We start from the raw sequence: 13,389 nt of genomic DNA, 5'->3' as shown, positions 1-13,389 counted from the left end.
TCTCGTTCTTAGAAAACTTTGGATTTCGTAATTGTGGATAACTCTTTTATCGAGATTGTCCACGTCTAGCTCCAGCGCCTATCGCCTAGCAAACTTCAGGTCTCCTCCCTACGATAAGTCATCATCGAATCGCTAACACTCTTCGTGATTCCTTTATCTCAGTCGAAGCCCCTCCAGTTTGTACGGCGATGTCCAAGGCGCTTGCGCTTTTGATTATTACTTGTTTAAAGCAGCCTCCATTTTTTGCTGCATATTTTTAATTGCTTGTTCAGGGGTTATTTTTTTAGTCAAAGCCTGTGAAATCTCAATTTGCATGATATCGGAAACCTCCTGGTAATTTGGGGTAACCGGACGAGGGACTGCACTGTGCAGCACATTTACAAATTCTTCGTTTCCGAACACAGGTGCCGCCTCTTTAATTTTATCGTCCTCATAAAGAGCTTTCAGGGTAGGCGCCCTTCCACCCTCCACAGCGGAAATTGTTTGCCCTTCCTTCCCGGTCATCCATTTTACGAATTCCCACGCAGCTTCTGGCTCATCTGTGTAGCGGTTGATCATGGTCATATATCCTCCAAGTGTGGAAGCAGACCCTTTGTCACCGGCAGGCAAAAGAGCAAAGCCGACTTTGTCGAGTACTTTGGAGCGTTCCTTGTCAGCTGCCGAGCGATACATGTATGGCCAGTTTCGCGCCAATGCGGTTTGGCCTTCAATAAACGCTGTTTCGGTTTCGGTTTCCGTAAAGGTCAGGATGTTGTTCGGAGCAATCCCGCTATTCACGACTTCGACCATTTTCGATAATCCTTTAATTGATTCAGGGCTGTCGATGACTACCTTGTTGTTTTCATCAATGACTTGCCCGCCATAAGAGGCGATGAACTCCATGGCATTGACAACAAGCCCTTCATACTGGTTTGCCTGAAGAACAAAACCAAATTTTGTCCCTTCTTTACCCTGGGACTCTTTGGCTGCAGCGATTAACTCATCCCAAGTTTTTGGAGGGGTTTGTACAATGTCTTTTCGGTAGTATAGGAGACCGGCATCCATGTATTTTGGCATTGCCCACTGTTTGCCGCCAAATTTTCCGGCCTGGACTGTTGCTGGGAAATAATCGTCCATGTTGATTCCATCTTTTTCAATCAGCCTGTCCAGTTCAAGCGCATAATTCGCTTGGGCAAATTCTGCAGGCCAGACAACGTCGGCATCAAATACATCAATTTCATCACTTTGAGAGCTAAAGGCCGTAACATATTGATTATGCTGCTGCCCGCTGTCATTCGGCATTTCCAGGTATTCCACATCAATATTGGGATGTGCTTTCTCAAAAGCTTCAATTAATTTTTCGGTACTTCCAGTTGAATCTGCTCCGCGTGCGTATGTAATCTTCACTTTTTTGTCTTTATTCGCGGAATCCGATTCATTTCCGGAAGTATCGGATGAAGATTGGCAGGCAGCTAAGAATAAGGCAAGTGTAGCTGAGGAAAGGGCAGCAAAAATTTTACGTTTGTTTTTCATAACTTTCCCTCCTGTTTTCAATTTTTTGAAAATACACTCTACCCATCCTCTATAACCCACAATTAGAGAAGGTAAACCCATTTTTTGGGGCTGGTTTTAGCTAAAAAAGAAAAGAGACCCCTTCACACTGGGTCTCCAATCATTAATCTTAGTTTAAGAATAGTGGTTATTAAATGCTTCTTCAGCAGCCGCCTCTGAAGTGAATAGTGCATCATCATCCTCTATTACATGTAATGTCTCATTAATAAACAATGCGAGGGCATTAGGGTCCTTTGGATGAGGTACTATTTCAGCCGGCCTGATATTTGAAACGGTCGGTGTATGGGGGTTATTATAAATCACAAATACTTCATCGCCTGCTTTAAGGTCTTTCGGATTGATCATGTCCATGAGGGCTCCTCCTAATGAGCATTTTAAGAATAGGATACTCTTTTGTCTTAAAACTATGCCCTCGAGCATTTTTGGAATAGAACAAGCAAAAAAAAATTAAATGTAAGGCTTTTCATTCGAATTTACCCGTTGACACAGTTATGTCACAACTGTAATATAAATATTGTCTTTAGTAATTCGACAAAATTCGAGCAAATCCCTCACCCAGAACAGCTTCCTATGAAGCTCAATCCAGAGTCGGACAATGTGTCCACCCTTAACCTAGTGTACTAACGCAGTGTTTCGTATTAAACGAGGCATTGCGTTTTTTATTTGTCTTGGCAGCCTATAATGATAAAGTCGCTCTCGCCTCCGTGAATCTGTACAAACATATTCATTAAGGATTGTGTCAATTTTTCCGCACTTTCGCAGGGGGTAGTCGGACGTATATAGATGATTTGCAATGCATTTTTAGTGGCAACCGAAACAGGGGCGCGGTCAGAGTCCACAAACGGACTGCCGAAGGGGCCAGTCGTATCTGATGCAACAATTAATTTTTCTAGAGAATTCGATCGGCCATTCAAACCCGTATACTCTTCACCAGATTGTCCCAGCCTTACTGTAATGTCTCCTTCAAGTTTATCCGCGTCATAAATGCCGATGGGAACCTGGTATTGAAGAGAGAAAAAGTTATTCAAGTCGATGGCGCTCTGGATTGGGGTAAGGTAATTCTGTTTGGCAATTCTTCTGTATAAAGATTCAACAGAAGGCCGATATCTGTTTGGGTCTTTTCCTGTTTGTTTGAAAAGCTGGCGCCACTCTTTTACTCCTTCTAAATCTGTTACGCTTTTATCCTCCAGGTCGAAGAATATTGATTCCTGAAAAAGCTGAAGCCTGCCTTTAAGCATCTGCGGCGATTCCCCGACTTCAATCCCCTTATAATGAATAATCCCAAGCTTAAAGCCGGGTACACGTTGTGATAACTCCTCGGATAACCGAATTTCCAATCAATACACCTCCAAAATTCCGTGAAAATAGTTTATCATATAAGGATGTCAAAAATAAAAATATACGTGTTATATAGATAAAATCGAGGCAGAAGGGAGGTAGAGTCAATGGATTATAAACAGCTTAAAGAAGAGGTTATTGCCTATAGCAAGGAGATTGGCATTGATAAGATTGGTTTTACAACCGCCGATCCATTCACTGAGCTTAAAAATAGATTGCTGCGCCAACAGGAGTTGAATTATCAATCCGGTTTTGAAGAATCCGATATCGAAAAGAGGACAAATCCTGCTTTGCTGATGGACAGCCCGAGGTCGATTATCGCGATTGCGCTTGCTTATCCTTCAAAAATGCAAGAGCGCCCTATAAGCAAAAAAGGAGAACGCCGTGGGATTTTTGCAAGGGCTTCGTGGGGGCTGGATTACCACCATATCCTTCGTGCCAAACTGGCGAAACTGGAGCAATTCCTTTCCGAACGAGTACCAGGTGCGAGGCTGAAATCAATGGTTGATACCGGGGAACTTGCGGACCGGGCCGTTGCCGAACGGGCTGGAATAGGTTGGAGCGGGAAAAACTGCTCGATACTTACACCTGAGTTTGGGTCGTATGTTTATCTGGGTGAAATGATTACAAGTATTCCGTTTGAACCTGATTTGCAAATGGAGGATCAGTGCGGTTCCTGCACAAAATGCCTGGATGCCTGTCCGACAGGTGCGCTTGTCCAGGGAGGGCAGATCAATGCGAAACGCTGCATATCTTTTTTGACGCAAACGAAAGAGCTTATACCAGATGAGTTCAGGGATAAAATCGGAAACAGGATATATGGCTGCGATTCATGCCAGACTGCTTGCCCAGTCAATAAGGGCATGGATTTCCATTTCCACGAAGAAATGGAGGCGGATCCTGAAATCGCGAAGCCGCTTCTAAAGCCAATCCTGACACTGAGCAATAAGCAATTTAAAGAACGGTTTGGCTCTGTTGCGGGTTCCTGGCGCGGCAAAAAACCGATTCAGAGAAATGCAATTATTGCGCTTGGCCATTTTAAAGATGAAACCTCAATTTCAGACCTTCAAGATGTTATTCAAAAGGATCCACGCCCGGTAATGAGGGGAACAGCGGCCTGGGCACTTGGAAAAATCGGTACGGAAGAGGCAGAGCAAATTTTGGTAGTGCAAAGCCAAAGTGAGAAGGACGAGGCTGTCCTTTCTGAGATAGAGAAAGGGCTCAAAATGATTCATGGATGATTGGGATGGCAAAAGCGCCATCCTAATTTTTTTGGCTCAGTTATTGGAGAATGTTCATTTTTAGAGTGACGTTGATTGGAGTGGAAGGTACGTAGATCGTTCGAAAATGCTCATTTCTCCTGCGATGCTTTTTAAGGGAAGTTATTCAGCGTCCTGGCGGGAGAAAAGGTCAGTGGGAGACCCCGCGCGCTTCGCCGAAGAGAAGGAAAAGAGGAACCGCAGCTAGACAGGCTTCCAGACGGCGCTCGGAAAGCGAGGTGCGGAGCGGAAATCATATTCACATTTAACACAGCTGTTTTTTAAAAGGAAAGAAGAATGCCAGTTTTTCTAACCTAAAACGAAATTGTTATTCATATGAATGGTTAGAAGAGGGGTGATAATGGTGCTGGGCCAATTAAGGGAATTGCTCCAACAAAGGGTAAAAGATTTTGTGAATGGGCTTGACGAAGGGACTGATGAAAAAGCCCGAAGGAAAAAACAGGCCTGCCTTGATAGAGGTGCGGAAATTGTCAAAACCCATGGGCGTGGAATGATTGTGCATCAATCTAGGGATAGTAGTGAGGAAAGGGTTCTATATGAAGTTCATTTTCAAAACCTAATTAAACAGGGCAGCAAGATTTATTTGGAAGAGGAAGTTGAAACGAGGGAAGCAGTCTTTATTGAAGGTATATTGTCTTCAGACAGTGAAGTGGTCCCTGTCCAACCTGGCGCAGCCCTATCCACAGATTTGGTTCTAGAAGCGCTGCGAGGGGCAGGAGAGCGCATTTCTTATACGTATGACAGATGGAAAGCGGTACAATATGCAGAGCGCTGGTGGAATTCATACAATCCGGCCTTCAAAAAATTCGAGGTTGATTGCACGAATTTTATCTCTCAATGCCTCTATGCTGGCGGTGCTCCAATGAGGGGTTATCCGAATAAGGGCCAGGGCTGGTGGATTCGCAATAACAACTGGAGCTATAGCTGGACGGTTGCCAATTCATTGAGATGGTATCTTGCCAGTTCAAAATCGGGCCTAAGGGCAAGGGAGGTTTCAAGCGCTAACCAGCTGCTGCCCGGAGATGTGATATGTTACGATTTTGAGGGAGATGGCCGGTTTAACCACAATACGATTGTCGTGGCAAAAGATGCGAATGGGATGCCGCTAGTGAACGCGCATACGTATAACAGCCGGATGAGGTATTGGGAATATACCGATTCTTCAGCATATACCCCAAATATTAAGTATAAGTTTTACACAATTATTGATGATAGCCGGAGATGGTTGTAAGGAATGAGGTAGTGGTATAATAACCGGGTAAGTCTCTTTTGCTGCTAGTTGGTAAAAGGGTGTTTTAGAAGGAGTGAACATCTTGGCAATCCACGTTGTGCTATATCAGCCGCTTATTCCGGCGAATACAGGGAATATATCGAGGACATGTGCCGGTACTGGTACTTACCTTCACCTCATCCGCCCGTTGGGGTTTTCTACTGATGACAAGCAGTTAAAACGGGCAGGACTTGATTATTGGGAACATGTAAAACTCATGTACCATGACTCCCTCGATGCTTTTTTCGAGGCTTCGAAAGGCGGGGAGTTTTTTTATATAACCAAGTTTGGTGAAAAGGCTTTTACCACATTTGATTTTAGTGACAGAGAAAAGGATTACTATTTTATTTTTGGCAAGGAAACGACCGGCCTGCCAAAGGAAATTATTGAAGCAAACATGGAGAGATGCCTTCGTATCCCCATGAATGACCATATTCGTTCACTGAATCTGTCAAATACAGCTGCTATCCTCGTTTATGAAGCGTTAAGGCAGCAAAATTATCCTGGACTACTTTAAGCCTGCCACCGCAGGCTTTTTGTATTTTGGTTTCAAGTAAGTCAAAATGATCATGGACTTTTGGCGTCAGGGGGTTTCGCACTTTCCACGAAACCCTGTTGTAAGAACATTTTGACCTCCTGGCAACCTGAACAGCTTCAAGGGGATTTCCATAAGAAGCATTGAGCCCAGGCCAGATAAACGTTAGCGAGGCATTGGAACTGGACGAGCTCCAGTACAATATAAAGTCCAGGAATACCTTGAGCAGAAAAGAACAGAATTGATAAAAACAACTTTATAATCAGATACAGAATCTGTTCAAAGGAGATGTCACCGTGAATTCAACGATCGAAACAATCTTAGCGCACCGTTCTATCCGCAAGTTTGAGGAGAAGCCGTTAACTGATGAACAAATCAAAACAATAGTCGAGTGTGCCCAGGCAGCCGCAACCTCCAGCTTTATCCAGGCATATTCAATAATTGGCATCAAAGACCTTGCCAAAAAAGAAAAACTGGCTGAGATTGCTGGAAACCAGGAGTACGTTGCGAACAACGGCCACTTTTTTATCTTTTGTGCTGACCTTTACAGACATGCTTTAATTGGTGAAGAACTTGATCGTGATGTATTGCCCTCGATTGAAAGTACCGAGAAATTTATGGTAGCGCTGATTGATGCAACGTTGGCAGCCCAAAATGCTGTACTAGCGGCAGAATCGATGGGCCTGGGAATTTGTTATATTGGGGGAATCCGCAATAATCTGGAAGAAGTGAAAAAACTGCTTGGAACCCCTGAACGGGTCATCCCGCTTTTTGGAATCGCTATTGGTTATCCAGCCCAGGACCCTGGCAAAAAGCCAAGGCTTCCTATTGAGCATGTTTACCATGAAGACGGTTACGAACAGGACAAGGATTTATATTTAGGCCAGCTTGAAGAGTATGACAAACTTATTTCGGCCTACTATGAAGAACGGACTTCAGAAAAGCGGAGTGATACATGGTCCGGCCAAATGGCAGGGATGCTTGAGAAAAAGAGCCGCATGTATATGAAGGATTTTGTTCAAAACAACAAATTGAATTTAAAATAAGTAAAGAGCTGCCTCGGATGGCAGCTCTTTCGTTTGTAGAAATAAGGAAATGTTTTCTCTTGAAAATTGTCCAGCTTCAGCGCCTAGCCAGTTTTCACCTTGACTCAGCATCCCTGAGTATCTTGTAACAATCATCGCTGGGAAAGCGATGATTGTTACAGCTCGAGGTCTTAAGCCGTGTCCAGCGTCTGCGGCTAGGGGCTCGGGGTCATAAGCCAATCCGTCTAGAAGGCAAAAGAGCCTTCTGCCGGCTCGTCTTATGCCTGTCGCCCCTGTTCAAGCCGCTTATGCATTTCGTAGTGCCCCTCCGGAGGGCAGGCCCATCCTGCGGGTCGTCCCGTCTTAAGCTGGTCGGGGCTTAACTAGGCGCTTACGCTTTTCTAATTATTTGTTATTCGTACCTGGCTTATCCTCATATCCGGAAGTAAAAATAGCTGCCAGGAATGTAACCGCCACGCCAAGAATCAACACAAGTTTCATGGTAAAATAAGCCCCCTTTGCCCATTAAAAAGTCAGGAATTGTGCAATACAAATCCATTATAGCCTATCGAACCGTTTGTGGAAATGAAATGCTCCCAATTTTTTCATGAAGTATTTCGGAAGGGCAGTTTGCATGTTCAAATGATTGTACGCATAGAGTATAGTAATCGTCTCTGATTTAAGCGACAGGGGGAGGACACTACTATATGGATATTTTAAGAAAAATCGAGATGTACAGAGAAGAGGAAGAAAAGCTTCGCTGGGAAGGTACCTTCGGGGAGTATTTACAATTAGTAAAAGAGAAGCCATGGGTTGCCCAATCCGCACATTCACGGGTTTACAATATGCTCAAGGATGCCGGAATTTTGAAGGAAAAGGGCAAAAAGACGTATGAGTTTTTTAATCAGCAGCTATTCGGCCTTGAAGAGGCGCTTGAACGGCTGGTCGAGGAATATTTTCATCCGGCCGCAAAACGACTCGATGTGCGGAAACGGATCTTGCTTTTGATGGGACCGGTCAGCGGAGGGAAATCGACGCTGGTAACAATGTTAAAACGGGGGCTTGAGGCATACTCCCATACTGACAGGGGAGCTGTGTTTGCGATTAAAGGCTGCCCAATGCATGAAGACCCGCTTCATCTTATCCCTCATTATTTGCGTAAGGACTTTTTCGATGAGTATGGAATTAGAATTGAAGGAAACCTGTCTCCTTTGAATATGATGCGCTTGGAACAGGAGTATGGCGGGAGAATCGAAGATGTCCTGGTAGAACGGATTTTCTTCTCTGAAGACAGGCGGATTGGAATTGGAACATTTAGCCCCTCAGACCCTAAATCCCAGGATATTGCCGACCTTACAGGCAGCATTGATTTTTCAACGATTGCTGAATATGGATCGGAATCAGACCCGCGCGCATACCGGTTTGACGGGGAATTAAATAAAGCGAACCGCGGGATGATGGAATTTCAGGAAATGCTAAAATGCGATGAGAAATTCCTTTGGCATCTTCTGTCCCTCACACAGGAAGGGAATTTTAAGGCTGGCAGGTTTGCGCTAATAAGTGCGGATGAGCTCATCGTTGCTCACACGAATGAAACAGAGTACAGGTCGTTCATTTCCAATAAGAAAAACGAGGCGCTTCATTCAAGGATCATCGTCATGCCAATTCCTTATAACTTAAAAGTTTCACAGGAAGAGAGAATATATGAAAAAATGATTCGTGAAAGCGATGTTGCCGATGTGCATATAGCTCCGCATACGCTAAGGGTTGCTGCAATGTTTACGATTCTTACAAGACTGAAAGAGCCTAAAAAAGGCGATATTGATTTGGTCAAGAAGATGAGGCTCTATGATGGAGAAAATGTGGAAGGGTATAATGCCGCCGATGTAGCTGAACTGAAAAAGGAATATCAGGATGAAGGAATGAGCGGTATTGATCCACGTTACGTCATTAACCGGATTTCCTCCACTATTATCCGGAAAGAAATGATGTCCATTAATGCCCTCGATGTATTGCGGTCATTGAAAGACGGATTGGATCAGCATCCATCGATTACTCCAGAGCTGCGTGAGAAGTACATGAATTATATCTCTTTGGCAAGGAAAGAATACGATACCATTGCCAAAAAAGAGGTCCAAAAGGCATTTGTTTATTCGTATGAAGAGTCCGCAAAAACGCTCATGGATAATTATTTGGATAATGTTGAAGCCTATTGCAACAAGGCAAAGCTTCGTGATCCACTTACTGGTGAAGAAATTTCTCCAGATGAAAAGCTGATGCGGTCAATAGAAGAACAAATTGGCATATCCGAAAATGCGAAGAAGGCGTTCCGGGAAGAAGTGCTGATTCGAATCTCTGCTTATGCAAGGAAAGGGAAACGATTTGACTATAATTCGCATGACCGTCTCCGTGAAGCAATCCAGAAGAAGCTATTTGCCGACCTGAAGGATGTAGTGAAAATTACTACCTCTGCGAAAACACCAGATGAGCAGCAACTAAAGAAAATCAATAATGTTGTGGCACGGCTGATTGATGAGCATGGATATAACTCTACATCTGCAAATGAATTGCTGCGCTATGTCGGAAGCCTGCTAAACCGCTAATATTATTTGAAAGAGCCGGGTGCAAATCTGCAGCCGGCTCTAGTTTATACGGTTTCATTTCGGGGAAAAGACTGGTAGAGGTGAAACCAATGGACAAGAATAAAAGAAGTCAAGTAGGCCTTGATAAGGATTATCAACCGGATAATGGATCAATGGCTCCTGATATGGAATCTATGAAAGACCTTGGAAAACAAATGGAAAACCGCCGTACTGGTCAGGTTCTAAAAGAGGATTATGGAAAGAACCCGGACCCAATCCAGAATGAAGAAGAAGATGAACACCTCCGCGATTGATGCGGAGGTGTTTTATTCTGTCCTTTGTCCGTGATGAACAGGAGTATTTTCCTGTTTCCAAATATTCACTTTTAATTTTCAAAATAATTTGTAAATTATCTGTCGCTTTAGCATAGTATAGAGTAATCCATTATAACTTTTATTCAATTGGGCACTATCACAGTTTATTCAAGAAAGCTGTAACAGGTGAATGAAAAATGAATGAAGGAGGGGTTTGGAATGATCGATGAGAACAATCACCATTTTGTGATCTCAAAGGAAGATTGGTCCCTCCACCGAAAAGGCCACGATGACCAGCAACGGCATCAGGAAAAAGTCCAGGAGGCTATCCGCAATAATCTTCCAGACTTGATTACCGAGGAAAGCATTATTATGTCAAATGGCCGCGATGTAGTCAAGATACCAATTCGTTCATTGGACGAATACAAAATCCGCTATAATTATGATAAAAACAAGCACGTTGGCCAGGGAAATGGCAAATCCAAAGTAGGCGATGTTGTTGCCAGGGATGGGTCCGGTGATAAAAAAGGGCCAGGCAAAGGACAGGGAGCAGGCGATCAGGCAGGCGAAGACTATTTTGAAGCAGAAGTATCCATGATGGAGCTGGAAGAAGCGTTATTTAAACAGCTTGAATTGCCGAACTTGAAGAAAAAGGAGCAACAGGAGCACCAGGTAGACCATATAGAGTTTAACGATATCCGCAAGACAGGGCTCATGGGCAATATTGATAAAAAGAGGACTATGATGTCTGCTTTTAAACGGAATGCGATGCATGGAAAGCCAGCATTCCATCCGATTTACAAGGAAGACCTGAAGTTCAAGACATGGAATGAGATCATTAAACCTGACTCAAAGGCAGTTGTCCTTGCGATGATGGACACGAGTGGCTCTCCGGATATTTTAAATTAACTATAAGTTATTTAAAAACACATTAAGAATTTATTTTCATTTTTTTAAATGGAGTTTAAGCCATTAGGTACTAAACCTGATAAATTTATATTATCGAGAATTGAATGAGGCGGAAAACTCATTCGACTCTCTCGCTAGATATCTGTTGATTTTTTGAGAAAGACGGTTACTTCAGTGCCGTCTATTTTTTATGGGCGCATGTACCAAGGTGGCGAGGTGGTCTCCAAAACCGCATGTGGTAGGTTCAATTCCTATCGCCCATGTTAATTTCATATTATTGATACTCCACTCCTGGTTATGGCAGACGTTATTGGCATTCCGCTGTCCATCGCTCATACCCTAAACCTTGCACCTTCCTCCGGGGGAAACGGTGATCGCAATCGTCCAAGGAGTGGATCGCGACGGTGAGCTGCCGGCCGAAGTAAATGGCAGCTTAAATGTTAGAAGGAAAAAATCTCCTTTTGTAGAAATTATACAAGGGGAGGTGATATTTTGAAGCAAGCAAAATTAATTAAATCAGGTGCAGTTAGTACATTTGAAGAAAACCTCAATCAGTTTTTAGAAGAAATTATTAATTTCCGATTGATTGATGTTAAATTCAGCACCACATACAACGATAGCGCTGTTGTATATTCTGCACTTGTTATCTATGAAGTTTAAATGTTTGGGGCATTTCCTTTTGGGAATGCCTTTTTTAAAAAACAATAATTAAGAACGTTTGTTTCAGGACTCCCGTAAAACTGCCGGCCGAAGTAACTGGGAGCTTTATAGAGGATTTGCATTTCTCTTTCTCGAATAATTAATCAAAAGGAGGAAGAGAGTAATGAATTTTGAAACTAAATATCTTATAAGATGGGGAATCCCTGGATGGATTATGATAATGGCCCTTACACCTTATCTTTATTTTACATTCATAGATTTAATTAAGGATGATGTTAGCAAGCCATCAGAACTGTTAGCTGCCGGAGCGGTAGTGACTGTCCTTGGTGTACCGTTGGGATATTTATTAAATCAGCTTCATCATTCGCTTACTTGGGTGATTCCGAGGATAGGAAAATGGGATAAATATTTCAGCGAAGAAATTAAAATTGACGAATATCTCATGAGTATTGATAAGGGGAATGAAAGGAAAGAAAGGTATAGGTACTTATTATCCAGAAAACATGAACTCGGTGGAATTACAATGAGTTTAGGTTTGTCAGCTCTTATTATAGGATTAACCAATTTTCAAATTAATTCAAAGGTTGATTGGCACTGGATTTACTTCTTTATTGTTCTTGGATTATTTGTTTTTATTTTGATTAGTAGATTTTACTCTGGTGCGAACATAATGAAATATCATAAATACTATTTGAGAGAACATAATAAAAACCAAAAATAAGAACGGTTGTTCCGGGTCTCGTTAAAATTGTCAGATAATTTATTTTTAAATTATTGGTAACACTGACACAATTTAAATTAAGCCTTATGTATCAATGGTTTCAGGAACAATGTTTTTGCTCTAAGTAACGCTTAAGTAACAGCCAGGTAACAGCGACTGGATATAAACAATAATGATAAAGAATGAAAAGAATATATATACCTCGCAAATGTCTTTGCAAGGGTTGAATAGATTTGTTTTCAAGCATCCATAAACATGGGTGCTTTTTCTATTTAGATAAAAAGGGAGATTAGGGAAATGAGAGTAGCTGATCATTTAACCAGTGAACAAAAACAGCAGCTGAACAGAATGGCAGTACCAAAGAATAAAGGAAGACCAAGGGAATCTGTTAAGAAGCCTAAAAAGAAACAGGAATGTGTAAATTGGCCAGAGATCATGGGCATGAACCGTGATACATACAGACGAGTTAACGGGGCGGTGAGACGAAAGTGATTACATTCATTTGCGGATTTGCTGTAGGTCAAGTGGTTACGGTTCTCGTTTTGTATGGCGGATATAACAGGAGTAAGATGAATGGCCGAGTATAAAACTCGTCAGCAGAAACGAAAGTTCTATGATAGTCCAGATTGGAAACGTAAGCGCGAGCATATTAAACAGCGCGATAACTACGAGTGCCAGGAATGTAAGAGACAGGGCAGCGTTACTATCGATATGAATGAATACAGCGAGAGAGCAAAGCGAAAGAAGATTGCTCTTGTTGTTGACCACATCAAAGAGTTGGAGGATCATCCAGAGCTTGCACTCGATGATGATAACCTTGAGACTCTTTGTGTTAAGTGCCATAACATTAAGCATGACAGAGCGTTTGAGTTTAAACCGCCAAGGTGGAATGATGAGAGGTGGTAAGACAAGGTGGAAATTAAATCAATCTTAATGAGTTCTGAGAATCATAATGGTTGGAAGATCGAAGATTTACTTGAGCAGGTGATAGTTGAAGTTTCTCACAAGATAAACAAAATAATAAACGATCCTTCACCTCAAGCCCAATTAGTTGTAAGGAACAACTTGGCAATCATTGAACACCTTGGTGCAGCAGAAGCATTGCAACGGTCTTCATACGTTGTCTTAGATGCCATGAAACCGAATGAAGGACCAGCAGGAAAACCAAGAATAGGAAAATAAAACATACCCCCCGGTCAAAAAC

The 13,389-nt window shown here is 42.6% G+C and carries 14 protein-coding genes, 1 tRNA gene and 1 pseudogene; 13 read left to right on the top strand and 3 right to left on the bottom strand.

Annotation, left to right across the window (positions count from 1 at the left end; translation table 11 throughout):
* Positions 1 to 216: 216 nt before the first annotated feature.
* From A8F94_RS18875 to A8F94_RS18865, 3 genes are all read right to left on the bottom strand, one after another.
* Positions 217 to 1,512 (bottom strand): ABC transporter substrate-binding protein, encoded by a 1,296-nt coding sequence (locus tag A8F94_RS18875; protein WP_066203971.1) that lies wholly within the window; start codon positions 1,510 to 1,512, stop codon positions 217 to 219.
* A 153-nt stretch (positions 1,513 to 1,665) separates the two neighbouring features.
* Positions 1,666 to 1,902 carry a transcriptional regulator SplA domain-containing protein gene (locus tag A8F94_RS18870; protein ID WP_066203969.1) on the bottom strand — a complete coding sequence of 79 codons (237 nt, stop codon included), beginning with the start codon at positions 1,900 to 1,902 and terminating at the stop codon, positions 1,666 to 1,668.
* Positions 1,903 to 2,210: 308 nt separating this feature from the next.
* Positions 2,211 to 2,888: a B3/B4 domain-containing protein gene (locus A8F94_RS18865; protein ID WP_066203967.1), complete on the bottom strand. Its 678-nt coding sequence runs from the start codon at positions 2,886 to 2,888 to the stop codon at positions 2,211 to 2,213.
* Positions 2,889 to 2,996: 108 nt separating this feature from the next.
* Here A8F94_RS18865 and queG point away from each other — a divergent pair, with 108 nt between their 5' ends.
* The 13 genes and pseudogenes from queG (at position 2,997) to A8F94_RS18805 (ending at position 13,367) form a co-directional block, all read left to right on the top strand.
* Positions 2,997 to 4,130, top strand: a complete 1,134-nt coding sequence (gene queG, locus A8F94_RS18860) for a tRNA epoxyqueuosine(34) reductase QueG (RefSeq protein WP_066203965.1) — start codon at positions 2,997 to 2,999, stop codon at positions 4,128 to 4,130.
* A gap of 382 nt (positions 4,131 to 4,512) precedes the next feature.
* Positions 4,513 to 5,400, top strand: a complete 888-nt coding sequence (locus A8F94_RS18855) for an amidase domain-containing protein (protein WP_139070133.1) — start codon at positions 4,513 to 4,515, stop codon at positions 5,398 to 5,400.
* A gap of 82 nt (positions 5,401 to 5,482) precedes the next feature.
* Positions 5,483 to 5,956, top strand: a complete 474-nt coding sequence (trmL, locus tag A8F94_RS18850; protein ID WP_066203961.1) for a tRNA (uridine(34)/cytosine(34)/5-carboxymethylaminomethyluridine(34)-2'-O)-methyltransferase TrmL — start codon at positions 5,483 to 5,485, stop codon at positions 5,954 to 5,956.
* A 314-nt stretch (positions 5,957 to 6,270) separates the two neighbouring features.
* Positions 6,271 to 7,020 carry an oxygen-insensitive NADPH nitroreductase gene (nfsA, locus tag A8F94_RS18845; RefSeq protein ID WP_066203959.1) on the top strand — a complete coding sequence of 250 codons (750 nt, stop codon included), beginning with the start codon at positions 6,271 to 6,273 and terminating at the stop codon, positions 7,018 to 7,020.
* A 686-nt stretch (positions 7,021 to 7,706) separates the two neighbouring features.
* Positions 7,707 to 9,602, top strand: a complete 1,896-nt coding sequence (locus tag A8F94_RS18835) for a PrkA family serine protein kinase (RefSeq protein WP_066203954.1) — start codon at positions 7,707 to 7,709, stop codon at positions 9,600 to 9,602.
* A gap of 89 nt (positions 9,603 to 9,691) precedes the next feature.
* Positions 9,692 to 9,895 carry a hypothetical protein gene (locus A8F94_RS18830; RefSeq protein WP_066203952.1) on the top strand — a complete coding sequence of 68 codons (204 nt, stop codon included), beginning with the start codon at positions 9,692 to 9,694 and terminating at the stop codon, positions 9,893 to 9,895.
* A 219-nt stretch (positions 9,896 to 10,114) separates the two neighbouring features.
* Positions 10,115 to 10,786: pseudogene (locus A8F94_RS18825) on the top strand (DUF444 family protein); the annotation flags it as partial.
* 208 nt (positions 10,787 to 10,994) lie between these two features.
* Positions 10,995 to 11,067, top strand: a tRNA-OTHER gene (locus tag A8F94_RS25910).
* Between the two features lie 229 nt (positions 11,068 to 11,296).
* On the top strand, positions 11,297 to 11,464 hold the full coding sequence (locus A8F94_RS25905; RefSeq protein ID WP_175384469.1) for a sporulation protein Cse60: 168 nt from the start codon (positions 11,297 to 11,299) through the stop codon (positions 11,462 to 11,464).
* Positions 11,465 to 11,627: 163 nt separating this feature from the next.
* Positions 11,628 to 12,185, top strand: a complete 558-nt coding sequence (locus A8F94_RS18820) for a hypothetical protein (RefSeq protein WP_066203950.1) — start codon at positions 11,628 to 11,630, stop codon at positions 12,183 to 12,185.
* Between the two features lie 297 nt (positions 12,186 to 12,482).
* Entirely contained in the window at positions 12,483 to 12,677 is a 195-nt protein-coding gene (locus A8F94_RS18815; protein ID WP_066203948.1) for a hypothetical protein, read from the top strand.
* A gap of 81 nt (positions 12,678 to 12,758) precedes the next feature.
* The gene (locus A8F94_RS18810; RefSeq protein ID WP_066203946.1) at positions 12,759 to 13,091 is read left to right on the top strand and encodes an HNH endonuclease; all 333 of its coding nucleotides are present in this window, start codon (positions 12,759 to 12,761) and stop codon (positions 13,089 to 13,091) included.
* A 6-nt stretch (positions 13,092 to 13,097) separates the two neighbouring features.
* On the top strand, positions 13,098 to 13,367 hold the full coding sequence (locus A8F94_RS18805; RefSeq protein WP_066203944.1) for a hypothetical protein: 270 nt from the start codon (positions 13,098 to 13,100) through the stop codon (positions 13,365 to 13,367).
* The last annotated feature ends 22 nt before the right edge of the window (positions 13,368 to 13,389 follow it).

Source organism: Bacillus sp. FJAT-27225, from assembly GCF_001685025.1.
Taxonomy (GTDB): Bacteria; Bacillota; Bacilli; order Bacillales; family Cytobacillaceae; genus Bacillus_D.
The sequence above is the reverse complement of the archived record's forward strand: the minus strand, read 5'-3'. Positions and strand labels throughout refer to the sequence as shown.